General features: G+C 63.6%; 29 protein-coding genes and 1 tRNA gene. 18 read left to right on the top strand and 12 right to left on the bottom strand.

From position 1 onward, the window contains the following. The 5 genes from lspA to CR152_RS14415 are packed head-to-tail and all read left to right on the top strand — an operon-like array spanning position 1 to position 3,715. The gene (gene lspA / locus CR152_RS14435) at positions 1–519 is read left to right on the top strand and encodes a signal peptidase II (RefSeq protein WP_099875530.1); all 519 of its coding nucleotides are present in this window, start codon (positions 1–3) and stop codon (positions 517–519) included. A 17-nt stretch (positions 520–536) separates the two neighbouring features. Continuing rightward, on the top strand, positions 537–1,757 hold the full coding sequence (gene coaBC, locus CR152_RS14430) for a bifunctional phosphopantothenoylcysteine decarboxylase/phosphopantothenate--cysteine ligase CoaBC (protein ID WP_099882333.1): 1,221 nt from the start codon (positions 537–539) through the stop codon (positions 1,755–1,757). Between the two features lie 14 nt (positions 1,758–1,771). After that, positions 1,772–2,221, top strand: coding sequence for a dUTP diphosphatase (dut, locus tag CR152_RS14425; RefSeq protein ID WP_099875529.1), 450 nt, complete (start codon positions 1,772–1,774; stop codon positions 2,219–2,221). A gap of 13 nt (positions 2,222–2,234) precedes the next feature. Beyond that, a complete protein-coding gene (locus tag CR152_RS14420; protein WP_099875528.1) occupies positions 2,235–3,323 on the top strand; it encodes a M48 family metallopeptidase in 1,089 nt (362 codons plus the stop codon). Continuing rightward, positions 3,320–3,715 (top strand): surface-adhesin E family protein, encoded by a 396-nt coding sequence (locus tag CR152_RS14415; protein ID WP_099875527.1) that lies wholly within the window; start codon positions 3,320–3,322, stop codon positions 3,713–3,715. Before CR152_RS14420 ends, CR152_RS14415 begins: the two co-directional genes overlap by 4 nt. 5 nt (positions 3,716–3,720) lie before the next feature. Here CR152_RS14415 and CR152_RS34650 read toward each other — a convergent pair whose 3' ends face one another. Further along, entirely contained in the window at positions 3,721–3,855 is a 135-nt protein-coding gene (locus CR152_RS34650) for a hypothetical protein (RefSeq protein ID WP_267876238.1), read from the bottom strand. Between the two features lie 49 nt (positions 3,856–3,904). On the opposite strand from CR152_RS34650, the gene CR152_RS14410 reads away from it, so the two are divergent. The 6 genes from CR152_RS14410 to CR152_RS14385 all read left to right on the top strand — a co-directional run bounded on the left by CR152_RS14410 (position 3,905) and on the right by CR152_RS14385 (position 9,037). Then, entirely contained in the window at positions 3,905–4,918 is a 1,014-nt protein-coding gene (locus CR152_RS14410) for an XdhC family protein (protein ID WP_099875526.1), read from the top strand. A 119-nt stretch (positions 4,919–5,037) separates the two neighbouring features. Beyond that, complete coding sequence (locus tag CR152_RS14405) at positions 5,038–5,937, top strand: DMT family transporter (protein WP_099875525.1); 900 nt, start codon at positions 5,038–5,040, stop codon at positions 5,935–5,937. Between the two features lie 8 nt (positions 5,938–5,945). Next, positions 5,946–6,839, top strand: a complete 894-nt coding sequence (locus tag CR152_RS14400; RefSeq protein WP_099875524.1) for a DNA-3-methyladenine glycosylase family protein — start codon at positions 5,946–5,948, stop codon at positions 6,837–6,839. A gap of 58 nt (positions 6,840–6,897) precedes the next feature. Continuing rightward, the gene (locus CR152_RS14395) at positions 6,898–7,926 is read left to right on the top strand and encodes a MerR family transcriptional regulator (RefSeq protein ID WP_099875523.1); all 1,029 of its coding nucleotides are present in this window, start codon (positions 6,898–6,900) and stop codon (positions 7,924–7,926) included. A gap of 300 nt (positions 7,927–8,226) precedes the next feature. Continuing rightward, entirely contained in the window at positions 8,227–8,589 is a 363-nt protein-coding gene (locus CR152_RS14390) for a type II toxin-antitoxin system RelE/ParE family toxin (protein WP_229413392.1), read from the top strand. A 1-nt stretch (position 8,590) separates the two neighbouring features. After that, positions 8,591–9,037: a helix-turn-helix domain-containing protein gene (locus tag CR152_RS14385; RefSeq protein ID WP_099875521.1), complete on the top strand. Its 447-nt coding sequence runs from the start codon at positions 8,591–8,593 to the stop codon at positions 9,035–9,037. A gap of 112 nt (positions 9,038–9,149) precedes the next feature. Here CR152_RS14385 and CR152_RS14380 read toward each other — a convergent pair. After that, positions 9,150–9,226 (bottom strand) — tRNA-Met (locus tag CR152_RS14380). 180 nt (positions 9,227–9,406) lie between these two features. Between CR152_RS14380 and CR152_RS14375 the strand changes: the two genes are divergently transcribed. From CR152_RS14375 to CR152_RS14355, 5 genes are all read left to right on the top strand, one after another. Then, positions 9,407–9,991: an NUDIX hydrolase gene (locus tag CR152_RS14375; RefSeq protein ID WP_099875520.1), complete on the top strand. Its 585-nt coding sequence runs from the start codon at positions 9,407–9,409 to the stop codon at positions 9,989–9,991. 3 nt (positions 9,992–9,994) lie between these two features. Then, positions 9,995–10,723: a leucyl/phenylalanyl-tRNA--protein transferase gene (gene aat, locus CR152_RS14370; protein WP_099875519.1), complete on the top strand. Its 729-nt coding sequence runs from the start codon at positions 9,995–9,997 to the stop codon at positions 10,721–10,723. A gap of 83 nt (positions 10,724–10,806) precedes the next feature. Beyond that, positions 10,807–11,538: an arginyltransferase gene (locus CR152_RS14365; RefSeq protein ID WP_099875518.1), complete on the top strand. Its 732-nt coding sequence runs from the start codon at positions 10,807–10,809 to the stop codon at positions 11,536–11,538. Between the two features lie 66 nt (positions 11,539–11,604). After that, positions 11,605–12,642: a quinone-dependent dihydroorotate dehydrogenase gene (locus CR152_RS14360; RefSeq protein ID WP_099875517.1), complete on the top strand. Its 1,038-nt coding sequence runs from the start codon at positions 11,605–11,607 to the stop codon at positions 12,640–12,642. A 10-nt stretch (positions 12,643–12,652) separates the two neighbouring features. Further along, the gene (locus tag CR152_RS14355; protein ID WP_099875516.1) at positions 12,653–13,699 is read left to right on the top strand and encodes an aldo/keto reductase; all 1,047 of its coding nucleotides are present in this window, start codon (positions 12,653–12,655) and stop codon (positions 13,697–13,699) included. Positions 13,700–13,761: 62 nt separating this feature from the next. Here CR152_RS14355 and CR152_RS14350 read toward each other — a convergent pair whose 3' ends face one another. The 6 genes from CR152_RS14350 to cysT all read right to left on the bottom strand — a co-directional run bounded on the left by CR152_RS14350 (position 13,762) and on the right by cysT (position 19,243). Next, entirely contained in the window at positions 13,762–14,985 is a 1,224-nt protein-coding gene (locus CR152_RS14350; protein ID WP_099875515.1) for a DUF2325 domain-containing protein, read from the bottom strand. 10 nt (positions 14,986–14,995) lie between these two features. Next, entirely contained in the window at positions 14,996–15,271 is a 276-nt protein-coding gene (locus CR152_RS14345) for a hypothetical protein (RefSeq protein WP_208640123.1), read from the bottom strand. A 174-nt stretch (positions 15,272–15,445) separates the two neighbouring features. After that, positions 15,446–16,384 carry a CysB family HTH-type transcriptional regulator gene (locus tag CR152_RS14340; protein WP_099875514.1) on the bottom strand — a complete coding sequence of 313 codons (939 nt, stop codon included), beginning with the start codon at positions 16,382–16,384 and terminating at the stop codon, positions 15,446–15,448. Further along, on the bottom strand, positions 16,381–17,454 hold the full coding sequence (locus CR152_RS14335; RefSeq protein WP_099875513.1) for a sulfate/molybdate ABC transporter ATP-binding protein: 1,074 nt from the start codon (positions 17,452–17,454) through the stop codon (positions 16,381–16,383). The genes CR152_RS14340 and CR152_RS14335 overlap by 4 nt, the downstream gene beginning before the upstream one ends. Further along, positions 17,451–18,395 carry a sulfate ABC transporter permease subunit CysW gene (gene cysW / locus CR152_RS14330; protein WP_099875512.1) on the bottom strand — a complete coding sequence of 315 codons (945 nt, stop codon included), beginning with the start codon at positions 18,393–18,395 and terminating at the stop codon, positions 17,451–17,453. The genes CR152_RS14335 and cysW overlap by 4 nt, the downstream gene beginning before the upstream one ends. Further along, positions 18,392–19,243 carry a sulfate ABC transporter permease subunit CysT gene (gene cysT, locus CR152_RS14325; RefSeq protein WP_099875511.1) on the bottom strand — a complete coding sequence of 284 codons (852 nt, stop codon included), beginning with the start codon at positions 19,241–19,243 and terminating at the stop codon, positions 18,392–18,394. Before cysT ends, cysW begins: the two co-directional genes overlap by 4 nt. 227 nt (positions 19,244–19,470) lie before the next feature. Here cysT and CR152_RS14320 point away from each other — a divergent pair, with 227 nt between their 5' ends. Further along, positions 19,471–19,890: a hypothetical protein gene (locus tag CR152_RS14320; protein WP_099875510.1), complete on the top strand. Its 420-nt coding sequence runs from the start codon at positions 19,471–19,473 to the stop codon at positions 19,888–19,890. Here CR152_RS14320 and CR152_RS14315 read toward each other — a convergent pair. The 4 genes from CR152_RS14315 to CR152_RS14300 form a co-directional block, all read right to left on the bottom strand. Then, a complete protein-coding gene (locus tag CR152_RS14315; RefSeq protein WP_099875509.1) occupies positions 19,887–20,660 on the bottom strand; it encodes a sulfite exporter TauE/SafE family protein in 774 nt (257 codons plus the stop codon). The genes CR152_RS14320 and CR152_RS14315 overlap by 4 nt on opposite strands. A gap of 112 nt (positions 20,661–20,772) precedes the next feature. After that, positions 20,773–21,411: a peroxiredoxin gene (locus CR152_RS14310; protein WP_099875508.1), complete on the bottom strand. Its 639-nt coding sequence runs from the start codon at positions 21,409–21,411 to the stop codon at positions 20,773–20,775. A 43-nt stretch (positions 21,412–21,454) separates the two neighbouring features. Continuing rightward, the gene (locus CR152_RS14305; protein WP_099875507.1) at positions 21,455–22,015 is read right to left on the bottom strand and encodes an RBBP9/YdeN family alpha/beta hydrolase; all 561 of its coding nucleotides are present in this window, start codon (positions 22,013–22,015) and stop codon (positions 21,455–21,457) included. 120 nt (positions 22,016–22,135) lie between these two features. Further along, a complete protein-coding gene (locus CR152_RS14300) occupies positions 22,136–22,522 on the bottom strand; it encodes a diacylglycerol kinase (RefSeq protein ID WP_099875506.1) in 387 nt (128 codons plus the stop codon). A 148-nt stretch (positions 22,523–22,670) separates the two neighbouring features. On the opposite strand from CR152_RS14300, the gene CR152_RS14295 reads away from it, so the two are divergent. Beyond that, a complete protein-coding gene (locus CR152_RS14295) occupies positions 22,671–23,453 on the top strand; it encodes an IclR family transcriptional regulator (protein WP_099875505.1) in 783 nt (260 codons plus the stop codon). Positions 23,454–23,580 lie beyond the last annotated feature (127 nt).

Genomic DNA, 23,580 nt, shown 5'->3' with positions numbered 1-23,580 from the left:
ATGGCAACCAAAAAGAAACAGCTGTTCTCGTCCACGCCCCAAGGCGGCTCCGGCATGATGCCCTGGCTGGGCATCGCTGCCATCGTCATCCTGATCGACCAGCTGACCAAGATCGCGATCCAGAAGACCTTCGTGTTCCGCGAAGCGAAGGTCATCACGTCCTTCTTCAACCTGACGCTGACGTACAACAAGGGGGCCGCATTCGGGCTGCTCAACGACCAGCCGGGCTGGCAGCGCTACTTCTTTACCATCGTCGGGGTGCTGGCGGTCGGCTTCATCGTCTACCTGTTGAAGCGCCATGCCGGCCAGCGCCTGTTCTGCTGGGCGCTGGCCCTGATCATGGGCGGCGCCATCGGCAACGTGATCGACCGCGTCGCTTACGGGCATGTGGTCGACTTTCTGCACTTCTACCTGAGCGGCGTGGGCGACTTCCCGGTCTTTAACATCGCCGATTGCGCCATCTGCCTCGGCGCAGGCCTGTTCATCTACGACGAACTGCGGCGCGTGAACCGGCAATAAGGAGAAAGCGCATGTCGATGGACCTGAAGGGTAAAAAAATCGTGCTCGGCCTCTCGGGCGGGGTGGCCTGCTACAAGGCCGCAGACCTGTGCCGCGCGCTCATCAAGCAGGGCGCCTCGGTCCAGGTGGTCATGACCGACGCCGCCACCCACTTCATCACCGCGGTGACGATGCAGGCCTTGTCGGGCCATCCGGTCCACACCGATCAGTGGGATGCGCGTGTGGCCAACAACATGGCCCACATCGACCTCACGCGCGGGGCCGATGCGATCCTGATCGCGCCGTGCTCGGCCGACTTCATGCGCAAGCTCGCGCACGGCGTGTGCGACGACCTGCTCTCGACCCTGTGCCTGGCGCGCCCGCAGCGCGTGCCGCTGCTGGTCGCCCCGGCCATGAATGTCGAGATGTGGGAAAACCCCGCCACGCGCCGCAATGCCGCCCAGTTGCGCGCGGACGGCATTTGCATCTTCGGTCCCGCCGCCGGCGAACAGGCCTGCGGCGAAACGGGCCTGGGCCGCATGCTGGAGCCAGCCGACCTGCTCGACGAAGTCATCGCCTCGTTCCAGGCCAAGGTCCTGGCGGGCAAGCGCGTGCTGATCACCGCCGGACCGACCTTCGAAGCGATCGATCCGGTGCGCGGCATCACCAATCTGTCGTCCGGCAAAATGGGTTATGCGATTGCCCGCGCCGCGCGCGAAGCGGGGGCCGAGGTCACCCTCATCTCCGGCCCGACCGCGCTGGCCACGCCGCACGGCGTGCGCCGCACCGACGTGCAAAGCGCGCGCCAGATGCATGACGCGGTGATGAACGCCGTCGGCGGCCAGCATGTGTTCATCAGCGTGGCGGCGGTGGCCGACTGGCGCGTGGCCAACGCCAGTGCGCAGAAAATGAAGAAGCAGGACGACGGTGCCACGCCCAGCCTGCAGTTCGAACAGAATGCCGACATCCTCGCCTCGGTCGCCGCCACCACGTCCGTATCGGGCTGGCCGTACTGCGTCGGCTTTGCCGCCGAATCGGAGAACCTGGTCGAATACGGCGCCATCAAGCGCGAGAAAAAAGGCATTCCCCTTTTGGTCGGCAATATCGGCCACCAGACCTTCGGCCAGGACGACAACAGCATCATGCTGTTCGACGACCAGGGCCACACCGTACTGCCGCGCGCCGACAAGCTCACGCTGGCGCGCCAGCTCATTTCAGAAATCGCAAAGCGCATCGAACAGCGCTCCCTGCTCAAGTAAAAAGCACCTGCACCATGAAAACCATTGACGTCAAAATCCTCGACCCGCGCATGAAGGACCAGCTGCCGGCCTACGCCACTCCGGGCAGCGCCGGGCTTGACCTGCGCGCCTGCATCGACGAGCCGATCACCATCGAAGCCGGCGCCACCGTGCTCATTCCGACCGGGCTGGCGATTCATGTGAGCGACCCCGGTTACGCCGCCATGATCCTGCCGCGCAGCGGCATGGGCCACAAGAACGGCATCGTGCTGGGGAATCTGGTAGGCTTGATCGACTCCGACTATCAGGGACAACTGATGGTATCGACCTGGAACCGCGGACAGAACGCCTTCACGCTCAACCCCATGGAGCGCCTGGCGCAATTGATCGTGGTGCCGGTGGTGCAGGTCGGATTTAACATCGTCGACGATTTCGACATGAGCGAACGCGGTGCGGGCGGTTTCGGCAGCACCGGAAAACACTAATTTGGAGAAGTCTATGGCCCGCTTCACTGGTCTGCGTCCGGCTGTGTCGGCACTGTGTATTGCGCTGCTGCTGGCGGCGTGCACCACGCCCGGCCCCGTGACGGAAACACCGCCAACGTCGCAGCCGCAACAGCCGGCGGAGCCGCCCGCGCGCACGATCACGCCGCGCCTGGCGGCTGCCGCCGAAGCGCTCACCAAGATGGCGGCCATGCAGGAACGCCTGTACCGGATCGCCGCGCCGCTCCTGATCAACAACGCCGACTTGTGCAAGGCGTCCACGCGCAACCTGCTCGGCTTCACCGCGCGCAACCGCTACTGGTATCCGGGCGAATACAACGAGGCCGCCGGCATCGCCTTCGACATGGGCGAGCGCCTGCAGGTGACGGGCGTACTGGCCGGCAGCGGCGCTGCGCGCGCCGGACTGCGGCGCGGCGACAACCTCATTTCCGCCAGCGGCAAGGCACTGCCGGTCGGCCCCAACGCATCGAGCACGGTCGGCGCGGTATTCGGCCCCCTGGTGGCCAGCCAGGCCAGCCTGGCGCTGCAGATCGAACGTGACGACAAGACCCGCGAACTGACCGTTCCGGTCACGCGCGCCTGCGGTTTCGCCATCGAACTCGGGAACGCCGACAACGTCAACTCCTACGCCGACGGCTCGCGCGTCCTGGTCACGCGCGGCATGCTGCAGTTTGCGAAGAGCGACGAGGAAATCGCGTACCTGCTGGCCAAGGGCATCGCGCACAACATCCTGGGCCATGCCACGTCGCAGCGCAGCGTCGGCACCATCGGCAGCATCATCGACAACCTGACCAACGTGCGGCCGGATACGTCGATGCTGATCGGCAGTGGCGGCATCAAGGCCATGCCGCCTGAACTCGACGCCGCAGCCGCCCAGCTCAGCATGTACCTGCTGGTGCGCGCCGGCGTGGGGATCGATGGCGCCCCGGCGTTCTGGAAGCGCCTGGCGGCGACCTATCCGGCCACGGTATTGAATGGTTATGTCGCCAACTACCCGGGCACTGCCGCGCGCCTGGCCGCGATCGACAAGGCCACCGCCGACATCCGCGCCAAGCAGGCCGCGAAAAAACCGGTCGCGCCATGAAAAAGCTGCTGCTCGCCTTCCTGACGATCCCACTGCTGGCGCACGCCGCGCAGTGGGTGAAGGTCGGATCGGCCGCGGGCAGCCAGTCGTACATCGACAAGAGCAGCATTATCCGCAGCGACAAGAGCTACAAGGTGTGGTCGCTGGTATCGTACGCGAAGGAGCAGGCCACGCCGGAAGGCACGCCGTACCTGTCGATGAAGGCCCTGCATTTGTATTCATGCGCCGACCGCACCACGACCTTGCTCAGCCAGGTGTACTACACCGAGGCGATGGGCAAGGGGCCGGTCTCGCAAAACTTCAAGTACGAAAAATTCGCGCCGGAAGACATCGTGCCCGACAGCGTGTCGGACGGCGCGCTGCAGGTGATCTGCAAGCGCAAGAAGCGATAGCGCGTTCAGCTCGGGAAATCCGGGAAGTAAGTTCCCATCACCCACGTCAGCACGCCGCAAAAGACCACCACCGCCACCAGCACGATCAGCAAACGCCCGAACTTCGGCGAGCCATCGTCATTTTTTGTATCATTGCTCATCTTCCCACCACCATGTGCTCGATTCAGGAGCGCCAGTATATTCGATTCAATGGACAGCATAGACCTGGAAGTATTAAAGACCGCCTCCGCGTGGATCGCCGCCGGTCGGCGCTGCGAATTGATCACGGTGATCAAGACCTGGGGGTCGAGCCCGCGCCCGATCGGCGCCACGCTCGCCATTTGCGACGATGGCCGCGTGGTCGGTTCGGTGTCCGGCGGCTGCATCGAGGATGACCTGATCGAGCGCGTGCGCCGGCTCGGCATCACGCGCACCATTCCCGAGGTGGTCAGCTACGGCATCAGCGCCGACGAAGCGCACCGTTTCGGCCTGCCCTGCGGCGGCACCATCGAACTGGCGATCGAGCCGTTATCAAGCGCCAGCGCCATCGACGAACTGCTTGCGCGCCTGGAAGCGCACGAACTGCTGGCGCGCCGGCTCGACCTGTCCACCGGCGCGGTTACCTTGACGGCGGCGCAGGCCGGTGCGGTGCAGCTGCTGGCCGATGGCGTGCTGACCACCGTGCACGGTCCGCGCTGGCGCCTGTTCATCATCGGCGCCGGGCAGCTCTCGCGCTTCCTCGCGCAGATCGCTACCGCGATGGATTACTACGTCACTGTGTGCGATCCGCGCGAAGAGTACCGCTCCGGCTGGAATCTGGCGGGCGTGCAACTGGTGCACATGATGCCGGACGACCTGGTGCTCGAGTCGCGCCTGGATCACCGCAGCGCCGTGGTGGCGCTCACGCACGACCCCAAGCTGGACGATCTGGCGCTGATGGAAGCGCTCAAGTCCGATGCGTTTTACGTGGGCGCGATCGGCTCGCGCCTGAATAACGCCAAGCGGCGCGAGCGGCTCAGGGAGTTCGATCTGACTGACGACCAGCTGGCGCGCCTGCACGGGCCGATCGGTCTGTACATCGGCAGCAAGACGCCTTCGGAAATCGCCATTTCGATCCTGGCGCAGCTCACCGCCGTCAAGAACGGTGTGCCGGCCGAACTGCAGGTACGCCACGCGGCGGCGCTGGAGCCGGCCGGCACCGAGGTGTGCGCGGTAGCGCGCTGATTTGACGGCACGAGTAGTAATAGCCAGTGCAATGGCAAGAAGCGGGTTGCCCGCATAGCGCCGGCGCTGGACAATGCCGCTTCGTTACACAGTGCGACGGGCGCACCGGGAATCCATCCATGAACACAGCCAGTCTGCTTCGCCTGATCGTCCTCGCCGCCATCTGGGGCAGTTCCTTTCTCTTCATGCGCATCGCCGCGCCCGTGCTCGGGCCGGCCGTGCTGATCGAGTACCGGGTCGCCTTCGCCGCCGTGTTCCTGGCCATCGTCGGCGCGATCCTCAAGAAGCGCCTCGACCTGGCCGCCAACTGGAAGCACTACCTGATCCTCGGCTTCATCAACTCCGCCCTGCCCTTTCTGCTGTTCGCTTTCGTCGCGCGCACCTTGTCGGCCTCCGTGCTGTCGGTGCTCAACGCCACCGCGCCGATGTGGGGCGCGCTGATCGGCGCGCTCTGGTCGCGCCAGGCCATCGCCGGCAAGCAGGTACTCGGCCTGGTGCTCGGCACCTGCGGCGTGGCCCTGCTGGTCGGCTTCGACGACGTCACCACGCGTCCCGGCGCGCCGCTCGCCATCGCGGCGGCCCTGCTGGCAGCCTTCTGCTACAGCGTGGCCAGCACCTACGCCAGGTCGGCCAAAACCGTCGAACCGTACGCCAACGCGCACGGCAGCATGTGGGCCGCCACCGTGCTGGTGATTCCGGCGCTGCCGTTTTTCCCCGCTCCCGCCGCGGCCACGCCGGGCATCATGGGCGCCGCGCTCGCGCTGGGCGTACTTTGCAGCGGCATCGCCTACATCATGTACTTCAAGCTGATACAGCAAGTCGGCCCGACTTCCGCGCTCACGGTCACCTTCCTCAGTCCCCTGTTCGGCATTTTGTGGGGCGTGCTGTTTTTATCCGAACACGTGGGCTGGCACACCGTCGCCGGCGCCGCCGTGGTCATCGCCGGCACGGCGCTGGTGACCGGATTCACGCCGTTCCGCGCACGTGCTATCGTTGCGCCCTCTTCCACCAGCAAATAGGCAAGCGCTTGCAGACGTCGATCCCCCTTCCGGCGCTTTACCGCAGCGCCGACATTCTGGCCTTCCACAGCCGCGACACCGAAGCCGTGGCCGAACAGGTCGAGCCGGAGCGCATCCGCAAGGGCGTGATGATCGGCGGCGTGCCGGTGTTGCTCGACATCGCCCTCGGCGCCGGCGTGGCGCACTGCACGGTGCAGGCCGACGGGCCACTGACACCCGACGATCTGCGCCAGATCGACGACGCCCTGCTCAACATCCTGGCGCTGCGCATCGACCCGGCGCCCTTCCTGGCAGCCGTTGCCGGCGACCCGCTGCTGGGGCCCGTGGCGCAGCGCCAGCCCGGTTTGCGCATCGTGCAGTCGGCCACGATTTTCGAGGCGCTGACCTGGGCCATCATCGGCCAGCAAATCAACCTGACCTTCGCCATTGCGCTGCGCCGCACTTTCATTTTGCAGGCCGGGCGCCAGCACGGCAGCGGCTTGTGGTGCTATCCGGAGGCGCGCGACGTGGCCCGCCTCGATGCCGGCGATCTCACCACCCGCAAATTCTCGCGCTCCAAGGCCGACACCCTGCTGCGCCTTGCGCACCTGGTCGACAGCGGCGAACTGACGCTCGATCGCAGCGATGATGCGGCCCGGGTGGCGGCCTCGCTGCTGGCCGTCAAGGGCATCGGCCCATGGACCGTCAACTACGCCCTGCTGCGCGGCTATGGCTACGCCGATTGTTCGCTGCATGGCGACGTGGCGATCCGCGCGGCGTTCCAGCATCTGCTGGGCGAAGACGCCAAGCCGGACATGGCGCGCACTGAAGCGCTGCTGGCGCGCTACGCACCGCACCGCACCATGGCCGCGGCCCACCTGTGGGCCAGCCTGCATCCGCGCGGCGACGAACAAGCCGCTTGACCCTGACGTCACGTCAGACTCCACACTGCGCTTACGCATGAAGACAAGGAGTGATTCGATGAGGTTAAAAATAGGCGAGCTGGCGAAACGGTCGGGACTGACGGTGCGTGCGCTTCATCATTACGACAGCATCGGCCTGCTCTCCCCTTCGGCGCGTTCCGACGCCGGCTACCGCCTGTACAACCGCGACGACATCGCCCGCCTGCACCAGGTGCAGGCACTGCGCCGTTTCGGCGTGTCGCTGGCCGACATCGGAACCTTCCTGGCCAATCCGGGCTCGAACCTGTCGACCATCGTCGAGCAGCAGATCGCCGCGCTGAACCGACAGATCGACCAGGCCGGCATCTTGCGCGGGCAGCTGACAAAGCTGCACCGTGAACTCGATGCCGGTGTGGAGCCCGACCTGGCCGCGTGGCTCACTACTCTGGAGTTGATGACGATGGTCGATACTTATTTTTCAAAAGAAGAACTGAAACAGCTGCCGTTTTTCGCCGGCGACGCCGCCTGCATCGCCGAGTGGGATGCGATGGTGGCGCGCTTCAAGCAGATGATCGCCGCCGGCACGCCGCCATCGGCCGCCGAAGCGCAAACGCTGTCGCAGGAATGGATGCTCAAGATGGAACGCGACACCAACGGCGACCCCGATGTCATGGTGCGCATTCTCGCCATGCAGGCGCACGAGCCAGCCCTGCGCGAGCAGAATGGCGTGACGCCCGACGTCGAGGCCTATCTCAAGGAAGCGTTTGCGCAGTCGCGCCTGGCGATGTTCAAAAAATACCTGTCGCCCGAGGAATTTGCGTACATGGATGCGCACTACCGCATCCGCATGGACGAGTGGCCCGGGCTGATCGCGCGCGTGCGCAAGGCGATTGCGAGCGGCGCCGCACCGGCCGATCCGCAGGTGGGGCAATTGATGCGAGAGTGGATCGATTTGTCGCAGTCGTTCGCCGGCGACGATCCCGCCACCCACGCGAAAATCCGCGTCGCTTACGAGAAGGAGCCGCTGCTGATGATCGGCAGCTGGATCACCGATGCGATGAAGGCGTATATCGGGGAAGCCATGGCGGCGTTGCATCAGCAGTCCTGAGCTGGCGCGCTCGATCATCTGACAAGGCGATGTTCTTGTCCAGCCTCAACAGGCAAGAACATTGTCCGCAGATCCGTCGATTCGTGGCCCTGGCACGGTTGAACTGCGTGCACGACGCTGATAGATTGAGGGCTTCCGAATTGTTGGCGCCAGTCGCCACGTCAGGAGTCGCTCATGAGTAACACCAGTCATTGGATCGCTGGAGCGCTACTTGCCGTATCAGCTTGACGTGATATCACGCGGAGGTGATACTTGAAGACGCGAAGAAAGCCCACGATTCAGCCTCCGGACATGTGGGTGATGTCTCTGCATGAGGAATTTCAACGTGAGTTCATGCACCTGGATGAGGACATCAGGGACGAGTTATTGGCTGCTGCAAGGGCAATCGAAATTGCGGGTCCAAAACACGGCAGGCCATTGGTCGATACGTTAAAACAGTCGAAATACGACAACATGAAGGAAATCCGTTTCACGTCCCAGGACGGAACACAAATCTGGCGTGCCGCATTTGCTTTCGATCCCGAACGTCGAGGCGTAATCCTGGCGGCCGCAAACAAGCAGGGCAAAAACGAAAAATTGTTCTACAAAAAACTGATTGCTGTAGCCGATGCGCGTTTTGGTTTACACCTGAAAGCACTTGACAGGAAAGAGAAGGAGAAGTGACATGGGGAAATCCATCGCGGAATTGATGAGTGCTCTTCCACCAGAACGCAGGAAGACCATCGAGTCTAAAGCGCAGAAGTACGCGGACAATATGATTGCTCAAGCTGACTCACTGGAAGTTTTACGGAAAGCGGTCGGGCAGACCCAGGCGCAAATAGCCAAGACCTTGGGCATTCAGCAAAATGCGGTATCCCAACTGGAAAAACGGACAGATATCTACGTTTCCACGCTTCAACGTTACGTGAATGCTTTAGGAATGGATCTGGAGATCACGCTGCTTAGTAAAGAAGGCAAAAGAATTCCCCTGCCAAATTTTCATCCCTGGACGGATATGGCGCCTGCGGACGCCCCCGCACTGGGCAAGCTTCCACTGAAAGCACAGAAAAGAAATGCGGCGACGGCCAAGACGGTAGCGGCGACAACCACCAAGAAAAAAACCACCGTCTGAGCTGGCGTTTGCCTGAGGCGCATCCGGACCTGCATGGACGCCAGCGCAAATACCCAACCCGCAAAAGCGAAAGCCGCTGATTCCCGTAAGAGAATCAGCGGCTAGCTGTATTTGGTTGCGGGGACAGGATTTGAACCTGTGACCTTCGGGTTATGAGCCCGACGAGCTGCCAGACTGCTCCACCCCGCGTCTGTATGTAGCTATTATAGGGGGCTTTTCGTAATTAGGCAATATTAATCCAATCAAGGCGTGCGATAGGGCTCAGCCGAACCCAGGCGCAGGGGCGTCAGGCCCGGTTTACCCTCTGCGCGAACCGCATTCGCCCGGCAATCGGTGTAAAGTAAGCGAAAATCATTCTTCCCATTCCCTATGAAATTTTGTTCCGAGTGCGCCCATCCCGTCGACCTGCTCATCCCCGAGGGCGATAACCGCCCGCGCTATGTCTGCAAGCAATGCGCGGCGATTCACTACCAAAACCCCAAACTTGTCGTCGGCTCCATTCCCGTCTGGCAACCGGAAGGCGAAGAAGTCCGCGTGCTGCTCTGCAAGCGCGCCATCGAACCGCGCCACGGTTTCTGGACCTTGCCGGCTGGCTTCATGGAAAACAGCGAAACGACGGCCGAGGCCGCCGTGCGTGAAACCGAAGAGGAAGCCGGCGCCGACATCGAAATCGGCAGCCTGTTCAGCCTGTTGAACGTGGCTCAGGTGCATCAGGTCCACTTGTTCTACCTGGCCCGCCTGCGCAGCCTGGACTTCGCTCCCGGCATTGAAAGCCTGGACGTGCGCATGTTCGCCGAGCACGAGATTCCTTGGGAGGAACTGGCCTTCCCCACCATCCGCAAGACGCTGGAACTGTTTTTCGCCGATTGTGCCCGCATGCGCGAGGGCGGCGGCTTCGGCTTTCACACGCACGACATCGTGCGCCCGATGCGTATCTCCAGCGATCCCGACTGAGCCATGATCCCCTGGCTTGAAACCCATTCGCCGTTTCCCGACGTTTCCGAAGCGCTCACATCCGACGCGCCGGGCTTGCTGGCGGCCGGCGCCGACCTCTCGCCCGAGCGCCTGCTGAGCGCCTACCGGCACGGCATCTTTCCGTGGTTCTCCGAAGGCCAGCCCATCCTGTGGTGGAGTACCGATCCGCGCATGGTGCTGATGACGGCCGATTTTCGCATCAGCGACAGTCTGCGCAAGGCCCTGCGCCGGGTCGAGCGCAGCATGGAAGAAGGCGGGCGCTGGCAGGTACGCTTCGACAGCGCGTTCGAGGACGTGATGCGCGCCTGCGCCGCCCCGCGCAAGGATGGCCCGGGCACCTGGATTTCGGACGAGATCATCGCCGGCTATACCGGCCTGCACGCGATGGGCTACGCCCACTCGTCCGAGCTCTGGCTCGACGGCGAATTGGTCGGCGGCGCCTATGGCGTGTGCATAGGACGCATGTTTTACGGCGAATCGATGTTCGCGCGCGTGACCGACGGCTCCAAGATCGCGCTGGCATGGCTGGTCGCTTTTTTGCGCGGACAGGGCGTGACCATGATCGACTGCCAGCAGGAGACCGGCCACCTGGCCTCGCTGGGCGCCGCCCCCATCTCGCGCGCCGCGTTTCTGGCGCATTTGCGCGACGCGATCGCCAAACCGGGCATCGCCGAATGGAAACCAGGATCGCCATTTACACAGACGCGGTAAACAGCGTAAAGTTTCGCTACAATAGATAACAAGGAAGCAACCAGGGCCACCGATCGCAACTACGCCGTATCGAAAGCGACTGCATGACGCACTTAAACGACCTGCCTTTCTCGACGCTGCAGTTCTACACCACAGCGCCCTACCCGTGCAGCTACCTCGACGCCCGGCAGGCGCGCTCGCAAGTGGCCACCCCTTCGCACCTGATCAACGCCGACGTCTACTCCGAACTGGTCAAAAATGGCTTCCGGCGCAGCGGCATCTTCACCTACCGTCCTTACTGCGACGGCTGCAACGCCTGCATCCCGGTGCGCGTGCGCGCCGCCGAATTCACGTCCAGCCGCGGCCAGCGGCGCGCCTGGACCCGCCATGCGGGACTGGTGGCCACGGTCGCCAACCTGAGTTTTTCGGACGAACACTACGCGCTCTACCTGCGCTACCAGACCACGCGCCATGTCGGCGGCGGCATGGACCAGGACAGCCGCGACCAGTACGCGCAGTTTTTGCTGCAAAGCCGGGTCAACACGCGCCTGGTGGAGTTTCGCGATCCCGAGGACGGCGTACTGCGCATGGTCTCGATCATCGACGTGCTCTCCGACGGCCTGTCGTCGGTGTACACGTTTTTCGATCCCGACGTCCCCGGCGCCTCCTTCGGCACCTACAACGTGCTGTGGCAGATCGCCCAGGCCAGCGAACTGAAACTGCCCTTTGTCTATCTGGGCTACTGGATCGAACAAAGTCCCAAGATGGCCTACAAGATCAACTTCCGCCCGCTCGAAGCGCGCATCGACGGCATCTGGAGTCTGCTGAACCGATAGCAGCTTGTGGGCGGGCGGCGCCGGCACACGGTAAAATGCCGGGACCCGCACCAACCCGAGCACTCCATGTCCCAGAAACTGCTGTATGCCTTAGGTCGTCCCCTGCTGTTCGCGCTCAAGCCCGAGACGGCGCATAACGTCACCCTGCCCGCCCTGCGCAGCGCCGCCGCCATCGGCCTGACCGGTCTGATGAAAAAGCCCGCGCCCGACCCGCGCTCCGTCATGGGCATCACCTTCCCCAACCCGGTCGGCCTGGCTGCGGGGCTGGACAAGGATGGCGCCTACATCGACGGCCTGTCAGCGCTCGGTTTCGGCTTCATCGAAGTGGGCACCGTCACGCCCAAGCCGCAGCCGGGCAATCCCAAGCCGCGCATGTTTCGCATTCCGGCCAAGCGCGCGGTGATCAACCGCATGGGCTTTAACAATGGCGGCGTCGACGCTTTTGTGGCCAATGTGCAGGCGTCGAAGTTTTACCAGGATAAGCGCGGCGTGCTTGGCCTGAACATCGGCAAGAACGCCAGCACGCCGATCGAAAACGCGGTCGACGATTATCTGCACTGCCTCGAAAAAGTATACCCGTACGCCAGCTACGTGACGGTCAATATCTCCTCGCCCAACACTGCCAACCTGCGCCAGCTGCAGGGCGCGTCGGAACTGGACGCGCTGCTCATGCGGCTGAAAGACGCGCAACTGCGCCTGGCCGACCAGCACAAGCGCTACGTGCCGCTGGCGCTCAAGATCGCACCGGACGTCGACGGCGACCAGATCAAGGATATCGCCGCGGCCCTGCTGCGCCACAAGATCGACGGCGTCATCGCCACCAATACCACGCTCAGTCACCGCCTGGTCGACCGCATGCGGCACGGCCAGGAGACCGGCGGCGTATCGGGCGAACCGGTGTACGACCTGTCGAACATCGTCATCCGCGCGCTGCGCCAGGAACTGGGCGACGCGCTGCCGATCATCGGCGTGGGCGGCATCATGCGCGGTGCCGATGCAAAAGAGAAGATCAATCTCGGCGCCTCGCTGGTGCAGCTGTACACTGGCCTGATCTATCAAGGACCGGGCCTGATCCGCGAATGCGCGCAGGCCCTTCGACCATAAGGAACGCACCATGATCAAGACCAGGCTCGGACGCACGCCGCTCGAGGTATCCAGCATCTGTCTCGGCACCATGACCTTCGGCGAGCAAAATAGCGAGGCCGATGCGCACAGCCAGCTCGATTACGCGCTCGAGCGCGGCATCAATTTTGTCGACACCGCCGAAATGTATCCGGTCATGCCACGTCCCCAGACGCAGGGCGATACCGAGCGCTTTATCGGCAGCTGGCTGAAAAAGAGCGGCAGGCGTAGCGAGATCGTGCTGGCCACCAAGGCGGCCGGGCCGAATCCGAACCTGCACTGGGTCCGCGAAGGAAAGCAGAACCTCGACGCCGCCAGCCTGCGCACGGCAGTGGAAGACAGCCTGCGGCGCCTGCAGACCGATCATATCGATTTGTATCAGCTGCACTGGCCGAGCCGGAATGTGCCGATTTTTGGCGCTACCGCGTTCGATCCGGCCAAGGAGCGCGAAGCCATTCCGGTCGAAGAGACGCTGGCTGCGCTGGGAAGCCTGATCGACGCTGGAAAGATCGGGCATATCGGCTTGTCGAACGAGAGCGCGTGGGGCGTGAGCGAATTTGTGAAGCAGGCCGACATGCGCGGCTTGCCGCGCATCGCCAGCGTCCAGAACCTGTACAACCTGACCGCGCGCAATTTCGAAACCAGTCTGATGGACGAGACCTGCTACCGCGAGGATGTCGGTTTGCTGGCCTACAGTCCACTGGCGTTCGGGCAGTTGAGCGCGAAGTACCTGGATGATCCCAAGGCGAGCGGACGGCTGACGATTTTTCCGGCGTCGTGGAGCCCGCGTTACCTGCGCGCGCCGGTGCTGGCGGCGGTGAAGGAGTACGCGGCGCTGGCGCGCGCGAACGGCATGACGCCAACGCAGATGGCGCTCGCATGGTGCTACTCGCGCTGGTTCGTGGCCTCGACCATCATCGGCGCGACCAGCCTGGCGCAGCTGAAGGAAAACATCGATGCGATGTCGGTGACATTGACCCCGGAAGTGGTGGCCGAGATCGACGCGATCCACGCGCGCATCACCAACCCGGGCGCGTAGTTAACCGTCGCTCCGCTTAGAATCGTTTTAGAACCGTCGTTCCCGCGCAGGCGGGAACGACGTTATGCAGCCAATATCGCGATCTGCCGCAGCCCCCTCGAAAAACTCGTACTGCTCGGATTTTCCACGAACACGCACTGCTTGCCCGTGCGCTTGCAATGCTCTTTCACGCGCCAGTACGCATTGTGGCTGATGCACCCGGTCTGGCAAATCACCAGATCGGCCGCCGCCAGGTTCGCGTCGAGCAAATCTGCCCCATGCTCCTGCCCTCCGTCATGGTGCGCGAACCTTGCCCCCGCCTCCTCGGTCATGCAGCGGTAGCTGGCCACGCTGGCACTCCTGCCACCGACGCACAATAAAGTCTTGTCGACCAGCTGCGCCGCGGCGATCGCCTCGGCTGCATCTTCCTCGCACACCGGCACGTCCACCGGCCGCGCCGCCTGCAAGGCGTCGAGCTGGCGCGTGGACGCCGCCAATTGCTGGCGCAACTGCGCCAGCTGCGCATCGCGCGCGCCCAGGCGCTGCGCCGCTTCATCGAGCTTCTGCTTGAGCCGCGTGCGCGCTTCCAGCTCGGGCACCGACGCGCTCAGTTCCGCCATATCCGCCTGCAGGAACGCAAACTTGCTGTCGCGCGCCACCAGCTCGGCGCGCGCATTCATCAACTGCGCCTGCACCTGTTCCAGCTCGCGCGCCTTCTCCGCCAGCGTGCGCACGTGGCGCTGCTGCGCCTGCGCCAGTTCGGCCCCCAGCGCCGCATTCTCTTCCTGCAGTTCCAGATAACGCGCATGGTCGATGCGCGTGGTGGCCCCGGCCTGATGCTGGATCATGTGCATTTCGCGCAGCACCGTGTCCTGCACCAGGAAGTCGCTGCGCGGGTGCGTCAGCGCGGCCCAGAAGGCACCGGCCACGTCGCCCTGCGCGATCGCCTGGCGCCACATCAGCATGACGGCATCGCCGCTGCGTGCATCGCGAAAGCGCAGCAGCACCAGCGCATAACGCTGGTCGAGCGCATCCTGCAGCAGGTTCGAGATGCGATTGCGGGTGGCGCATTCTGCCACCGCGCCGACGTGGATTTCGTAGTCATCGGCCAGCGCCTGGCCGCGCACGCCCTTGTTCACCAGCTTGCGCAGCACGCCGAGCGGCAGGCACACGCCGATCACGGGGCAGTGGGTATTGGCCGGCAGTTCCCACAGGCGCTGGCGGCGCGACGACGAGGTGCGCGAAGCCGGTTCGCCGTCAGGGGGGAAGAACCGCGCGAGCGGCTTCTTGGCATCGTGGTCGCACATACGCGTCTCCTTAGTGCAGCTTGGGGCCGTGGCGCGCTTCGTCGATGACGGCGGCAGCGGCGGCGGCGGCATTGGACTGGGCTACGTGGTCGAGCCGCGCCTGGGCGTCGCCGACCATGCCGGACAGCGCGCGGAACGCTTCCGGCGTGAAGCGCACCGAGACATGGTTCAGCGACAGGTGCAATACGCTGCATTCGGGGCAGATGCTGACGTGGCCGATGGTGCTGTCGGCGATCGTCACATGCTGGCAAGGTTCGCTTGGATTCTGTGGATGTTTGCTCGGCACGATGCTTCCTTGACGGTATGCAGTGGCTGGCAACGGCGGCGGGCTATGCGTGGGTGGATGGCTTGCTGAAATCAAGTATAAACGAGAATCATTCGCATTTGCAAGCGCGTCGTTCCCACGCCACGGCGGCACCCGGCGGGAAGCCGTTTCCGGCAGTGCCAGAAACGGCAGTGGCTACGCTTCGCGCGGAGCGTCAGCGTCCAGCGCGCGCTCGATGTCGGCGCGCGACACATCCGGCGCGAACTGCTCGATGAAGTGATAGGCATACGCGCGCAGATAGGCGCCGCGCCGCACCGCCAGCCGCGTCACGTTGGGCGCGAACAGGTGCGACGCTTCGACCGCGCGCAAACCCTTGTCGCGGCCATGATCGAACGCCATCGAGGCCACGATCCCCACGCCCATCCCCAGGCTCACATACTGCTTGATGACGTCCGAATCCATCGCCGTGAGCACGATGTCGGTGCGCACCCCCGCCTTGGCGAACGCCGCATCGATATGCCCGCGCCCCGTGAAGCCCACATCGTAGGTAATGAGCGGATAGCCGGCCAGGTCTTCCAGCCGGATCGGCGAACAATTGAGCAGCGGATGACCGTCCGGCACCACGATCAGATGGCTCCAGCGGTAGCACGGGAACGACACCAGGTCGGGGAACTGCGACAAGCCCTCGGTGGCGATGCCGATATCGGCCTTGCCCGACAGGACCCACTCGGCGATATGATCGGGAGCGCTCTGCTGCAGCGCGATGCGCACGTCCGGAAAATCGTTGCGGAACGATTGCACCACCTTCGGCAAGGCATAGCGCGCCTGGGTGTGGGTCGCGGCGATGGTCAGCGTGCCGCTGTTCTGGCCCGCGTATTCCATGCTGGCCTGCTGCAGATTCTCGGCCTCCACCAGCAGGCGGTCGATGATTTTCAAGATGCCCTTGCCCGGATCGGTCAGCCCGGTCAGGCGCTTGCCGTTGCGCTCGAAGATCACCACGCCAAGTTCGTCTTCGAGTTCGCGGATCTGGCGGCTCACGCCCGGCTGCGACGTGAACAGCGCATTGGCGACCTCGGTCAGGTTGTAGCCGCGCCGGGCCGCTTCACGGATCGAGCGCAGTTGTTGGAAATTCATATCGCCGCTCCCTGGTCGACAAACACCTGCATCCGGCGCGGACGCACCACCAGGGTTTCGCCTTCCTTCAACTGCAACTGGCGATAGCGCTCGTTGGGAATGACCGCTTCGATCAATTCGGCATTGTCGGCGCGCTCCAGGTCGAGCTGCGCCAGCGGACCGATGGCGTGCGCGCGGCGCAGCTTGACGACGATGCCCTCGGCGCCCGGCGTGTAGCGGTCGATGTCAAGATCGTGCGGGCGCACGTAGGCGATCCCCTGCCCGTTGGTGGCCGACGCATTGCCCGGCACCGAAAAACTGGCGTCGCCGCTGGCCATGATGCCGTCGTTCACGCGTCCGTGGAACAGGTTCACATTGCCGAGGAAGCCGTACACGAATGGCGAAGCCGGATTGTTGTACACCTGCTCGGGAGAGCCGAGCTGCTCGACCCGGCCCTTGTTCATCAACACCACCTGGTCCGACACTTCCAGCGCTTCTTCCTGGTCGTGGGTGACGAAGATGCTGGTCACGTGCAGGTCGTCGTGCAGGCGGCGCAGCCAGCGCCGCAATTCCTTGCGCACCTTGGCGTCGAGCGCGCCGAACGGCTCGTCGAGCAGCAGCACGCGCGGTTCCACCGCCAGCGCGCGCGCCAGCGCAATGCGCTGACGCTGCCCGCCCGAGAGCTGCGGCGGATGGCGGTCGGCCAGCCAGTCGAGCTGCACCAGTTCGAGCAGCTGCTGCACCTTGTGGCGGATCTGCTGTTCGTTCGGACGGTCCTTGCGCGGCTTGACGCGCAGCCCGAAGGCGACGTTCTCGAACACGGTCATGTGCTTGAACAGCGCGTAATGCTGGAACACGAAGCCGACCTGGCGCTCGCGCACGTGGCGGTCCGACGCATCCTGGCCGTCGAGCAGCACGCGCCCGCTGTCCGGATGCTCCAGGCCCGCGATGATGCGCAGCAGCGTGGTCTTGCCGCAGCCGGAAGGGCCGAGCAACGCGGTCAGTTCGCCCGAAGGGAACTGCAGCGACACATTGTCGAGGGCGACAAAATCGCCGAACCGCTTGTTGATATTACTAACTTCGATCGTCATGATCCGTGCTCCATGTTGCGTGCTTCGGCGTGAAACGCGATCGTTTCGCGCAAACGCCATTCGACAAAGGTTTTGATCGCCAGGGTCACCAGCGCCAGCATTGCCAGCAGCGAGGCGACGGCAAAGGCGGCCGCGAAGTTGTATTCGTTGTAGAGGATTTCCACGTGCAGCGGCATGGTGGTGGTCTCGCCGCGGATGTGGCCCGACACCACCGACACCGCGCCGAACTCGCCCATCGCGCGGGCATTACACAAGATCACGCCGTACAGCAGGCCCCATTTGATGTTCGGCAGCGTCACGCGCCAGAAGGTGTTCCAGCCGGAGGCGCCCAGTACCAGCGCGGCCTCTTCTTCCTCGTTGCCCTGCGACTGCATCAGCGGAATGAGTTCGCGCGCCACGAACGGGAAGGTGATGAAGACGGTGGCCAGCACGATGCCCGGCACCGCGAACAGGATCTTGATGTCGTTGGCGGCGAGCCAGCCGCCGAACCAACCCTGGGCGCCGAACATGAGCACATAGATCAGGCCCGCGATCACCGGCGAGACCGAAAACGGCAGGTCGATCAGCGTGAGCAGAATGGCTTTGCCGCGGAACTCGAATTTGGCGATGCACCAGGCCGCGCACACGCCGAACACCAGGTTGAACGGCACCGAGATGAAGGCGACGATCAGGGTCAGCTTGATGGCTGCGACGGCGTCCGGGTCGGTGATGGCCGCCACGTAGACCTCGATGCCCTTCTTGAACGCTTCGGCAAACACGGCGGCCAGCGGAATGAACAGGAACAGGGTCAGGAACGCAAAGGCGACGAGCTTGAGCAGCAGGCTGACCCAGACCGGTTCGAGCGGGTGCGAGCGGCGCAGGAACCAGTCCCTGAGCGAGCGGCGCTTGGGCGCGGCGCCTTTGGCGGCGGGCGACCCCGCCTGGTTGATCACGGTGCTCATTTTTTCCCCGTCCTGGCGCGGGTCCACGCCTGTAGCAGATTGATGGCCAACAGCAGCGCGAATGAGGCCAGCAGCATCACCACGGCGATGGCGGTGGCGCCGGCGTAGTTGTACGCTTCGAGCTTGATGTAGATGAGGAGCGGCGTGATCTCGGAAATCATCGGCTGGTTGCCGGCGATGAAAATGACCGAGCCGAATTCGCCGGTGGCGCGCGCGAACGAGAGCGCGAAGCCGGTCAGCAGGGCCGGCATCACGGCCGGGAACACCACGCGCGTGAAGGTTTGCCAGGCGTTGGCGCCCAGGCTGGCGGCGGCTTCCTCGAGTTCTTTTTCCAGGTCTTCCAACACCGGCTGCACTGTGCGCACGACGAAGGGCAAGCCGATGAAGGTGAGCGCGACCACCACGCCGAGCGGCGTGTACGAGACCTTGATGCCAAGTTCGGTGAAGTATTTGCCGATCCAGCCATTGCTCGAGTACAGCGCGGTCAAGGTGATGCCGGCCACCGCGGTGGGCAGCGCGAACGGCAGGTCGACCAGGGCGTCCATGAAGCGCTTGCCCGGGAACTCGTAGCGCACCAGCACCCACGCGACGATGCCGCCGAAGACCGTATTGATAACCGCCGCAACGAAGGAAGCGCCGAAGCTCAAGCGATACGAGGCCACCGCCTGCTCCGACGCGACCACCTCCCAGAACGCTTCCCAGGTCATGGCGAAGGTCTTGAGAAAGACCGACGACAGCGGGATCAGGACGATCAGGCAGAGATAAAAAATGGTGAACCCGAGGGTCAGGCCGAAGCCGGGCAGGACCCGGCGCGGCGCTTTTCTCGGAAGGGGATGGACGGCGGACATGGGGCCTCTTATTACAAAATCGTCTAATAGGCGGCAATAATCGCACTTGAACCTCATAACGCAAACGAAGCATTTCTTATTTGCATAGATCGATTGGCTATTAGGATTCGGCCGACGGGTTTGCCAGTCCATGGACATGCGCGGTTTGAGCGGACGCAAACGCCGCCCAGAACGGCTGAACCCGGTTAGGGCCGGCATGGTCTGACCTGTACAGACCAGGAGGAAGCATGGACCAACATGACCGTTTGCAGGTGAATTCCGGCACGCAGGCTGCGGCGGGCGGTTGCCGGGCACGGGACGCGTTGCTTGGTGTCCGGGTGCCGCCGGCGCTGCGCGCCATCTTTCACGTCTGGGCGCAGGTGTGCGATCCGGCGCCGATGCTGCCGCGCGGCGGCGACATGCAGGCCCTGCTGGCGGCCTACGTGCGCCTGGGCGCCGCCACGGAGGCGGCACCGGTCGAGCGCGAGCTGCTGGTGCGGGTGTATGTCAACGCGGCGCTGAACTGCGAATTTGCGCTGTGGACCGAACTGCGCCACGAAGCGGCGGCGGTGCTGCGCTGGCTGGCTCCGATCGTCGCCGCCGACCCGGCCCTGCGCGCGCGCGTGGCGCAGACATGGCCGTGCAAGAGCGGGCCGGACACGGATTAATAAATCAGTTTGGCTGCCACCAGGGTCAGGGTGGTCGCCAGCAGGGCGCGCAGGAAGCCTTCCGGCACCGACTTGGCCACCCAGGAACCGAGGGTAATGCCCGGCAGCGAGCCGATCAGCAGCATGGCGAGCAGGCCCCAGTTGATCGAGCCCAGCCACCAGTGGCCGAAGGCGGCAATCGCGGTCAGTGGCACGGCGTAGGCGATATCGGTGCCGGCCACTTCGGCCGCGCTCAAGCGTGGATACAGCATGACGAGCAGGGTGGCGCCGATGGCGCCGGCGCCGATCGACGATACCGTGACCAGCACGCCGAGCACCGCGCCGGAGACGATGGTGGCGGCCGCCAGCGACCTGCCCTGCAGCTGGCGCCCGGGCTTGGCGTTGACCCAGGCCAGCATCTTGCCTTTGAACAGCAGCGCGACCACGGTCAGCATGACCGAGCCGGCGATGGAGTAACGGATGATCTGGCCGATTTCCTTGTCCAGGGCGCCGAATTGCTTGAGCGCCAGGGTCGTGGCCACGGCGGCCGGCAAGGCGCCGAAGCAGAGGTGGCGCACGATATCCCAGCGCACCGTGCCGCGCAGGCGGTGGGTGAAGGTACCTGCCGCTTTGGTGATCGAGGCAAACGCGAGGTCGGTGCCGACGGCGACCGAAGGCGACACGCCGAACAGCAAGGTCAGCAGCGGAGTCATGAGGGATCCGCCGCCGACGCCGGTCATGCCGACCAGCAGGCCGACCCCGAAACCTGAAATGATGTACGTAAGTTGCATGGATGAGTCCCTAGAATACCCGCGAGGGTATAGGGACTCAGCCGTTATTCAAACAACCGAAAGCTTATTTGCTTATGCGTTTCGCCGTGCAAGGGACGCGCGGCGGTACGTTTTACTTGTTCGGCTGGGGCGTGACGCGCAGATAAGCACGCTCGGCCGTGTAGCCTTTCGGATACTTTTGCTTGAGCAGTTCAGGATCTTGCACGCTCAGCGGGATGATGACATCGTCCCCGTCGCGCCAGTTGCCGGGCGTGGCCACGGTGTAGGCGTCGGTCAGCTGCAGGGCGTCGATGACGCGCAACACTTCATCGAAGTTGCGCCCGGTACTCATCGGATAGGTGATCGACAGGCGGATCTTTTTGTTGGGATCGATCACGAACAGCGAACGCACCGTGGCCGTGGCCGATTGCTCCGGGTGGATCATGTCGTACAAGGCCGCCACTTTTTTGTCGGCATCGGCGATGATCGGGAAGCCCACCACGGTTTTCTGCGTCTCTTCGATATCCTTGATCCAGGTTTTGTGCATTTCGGCCGGATCGACCGACAGGGCGATGGCTTTCACGTTGCGCTTGTCGAATTCAGGTTTGAGCTTGGCGGTGAGGCCCAGCTCGGTAGTGCAGACGGGCGTGAAGTCGGCCGGGTGCGAAAACAGCACCACCCAGGAGTCGCCCGCCCATTCGTGAAACTTGATCGTTCCCAGCGAAGAATCCTGCTCGAAATCCGGAGCGGTATCGCCCAAACGTAAACTCATTGTGATCTCCAATCGTTCGTCAAAAGTAGTAGGCGGATGTCAATCATGGCGAAAAGGCCAGCATCCTATTGTGCGCCAATTCGGCCAGCCGCTGCAAATATTGTTGGCCGGCGCGCCAGTCGCCCAGGCCCGAGTCCGCATTGATGTGTCCCAGCCTGCCCTCCTCTATCAGCTCGCTGTCCCAGCGGCGCGCCCACAAGGCAGCATGCGGCGCACTCATCCACGGATCGTTGGCGCTACTGATCAAGATGCTGGGGCAATCGAGCGGCAGCGCCGGTAAGCGGTCGGCCACGCCGAACTTGTCGGGATCGGCGGGCGCGACCAGCAGCGCACCGGCCACGCCGTCGCTGTTGCGGGCGATGCTGTGCACGGCGGTCAGGCAGCCGAAGCTGTGCGCCACCAGCAGCGCGGGACGCGGATCGGCGCGGCGCTGCTGGTCCAGCCGCGCGGCCCAGGCGGCCAGGTCGGGCTGGTCGAAGTCATCCTGGCGCACGCGCACGAATTCCGGGTGCAGGCGCTGCCAGCGCGACTGCCAATGGCCCGGTCCGCTATCATGCAGTCCGCTGACCACGATTACTTGAAAATGGGGAAAGAGTTCCGACATGGCGCCACCTCCTGGAACACCAGAATACGGCGCGATGGCGCGAAAACGAAGGAATCGTTTCGCGCTTCGATATACCGCCCGCGCATAAGGCGGGCCGCTTGCGGGTATGAGTTCCGGATGCTAGTAGAAGCGGTTGAACAGCACCACGGTCCAGGAAGCGATGGCGATCAGGACCGCCAGCATGACGGCGGCGCTGCCGAAATCCTTGGCGTTCTTCGACAGAGGATGGCGTTCGAGCGAGACGCGGTCGACCACGGCTTCGATGGCCGAGTTGATCAGTTCGACGATCAGCACCAGCACCAGCACGGCAATCAGGAACAGTTTCTGGAAAGACGACACCGGCAGCACCAGCGCGACGATAGCGCCGATCACCACGACAATCAATTCCTGACGGAAAGCGTGTTCGTGCGTCCAGGCGGATTTGAAACCGTCGATCGAGTAGCTTGTCGCCGCCAGAATGCGCTTGAAGCCGCTTTTACTTTTAAAATCACTGACAGGCTGGGTCATGGATACTCTTCAAAATAACAGGTAATGCCCATTATGCCCCGCTCCGCCGCCGGTGCGCCATCTTTGCGGCGCGCCACAGGGAAATTGCCAATCCTTTTCACATTGTGGTATAAAGTAAGGACATATACTGCACTGCACCAACCACATCATGAAAATCGACACCGTTGACGCGCCCAAAACCTCGATTCAGGTGATCGAGCGCATGGTGGCCCTGCTCGACGCGCTGGCCAACTATACCGATCCGGTGAGCTTGAAGGAATTGTCCAAGGTATCAGGACTGCATCCCTCGACGGCGCACCGGATTCTCAATGACATGGTCATCACGCGCTTCGTGGACCGGGTCGAGCCGGGGACCTACCGCCTCGGCATGCGCTTGCTGGAACTTGGCAATGTGGTCAAGAGCCGGCTGTCGGTGCGCGAAGCGGCGCTCGATTTCATGCGCTCGCTGCACAAGAAGACCCAGCAGACGATCAATCTGTCGGTGCGCCAGGGCGATGAGATCGTGTATATCGACCGCGCGTTTTCGGAGCGCTCCGGCATGCAGGTGGTGCGCGCGATCGGCGGCCGCGGTCCACTGCATCTGACCTCGACCGGGAAACTGTTTTTGTCGGTGGACGAGCCCAAGGCGATCAGGGCGTATGCCACCCGCACCGGGCTGGCGGGGCACAACAAGAATTCGATTACCGATCTGAGCAAGCTGGAACGCGAGCTCAGTCTGGTCAGGTCGCGCGGCTATGCGCGCGATAACGAAGAGCTGGAGCTGGGCGTGCGCTGCATGGCAGCGGGCATCCATGACGATTCGGGCAAGCTGATCGCGGGCTTGTCGATATCGGCGCCGGCTGACCGCTTGCAGGAGGAATGGCTGGAGGATCTGGTGATGACGGCGAGCCAGATTTCGGCGACACTGGGGTATACGGGGCCGACGGTTTAAGCGTCTTCCTCAAGTCCGTCATTCCCTTCACAGGCGGGAATCCAAGAGATGTTTGCTAAGCGACGGTGCCTTGGATTCCCGCCTGCGCGGGAAGTCATTTCTGCCAATGGCAGGAATGACGGAATTG

The organism is Massilia violaceinigra (assembly GCF_002752675.1).
GTDB lineage: Bacteria > Pseudomonadota > Gammaproteobacteria > Burkholderiales > Burkholderiaceae_D > Telluria_A > Telluria_A violaceinigra.
The sequence above is the reverse complement of the archived record's forward strand: the minus strand, read 5'-3'. Positions and strand labels throughout refer to the sequence as shown.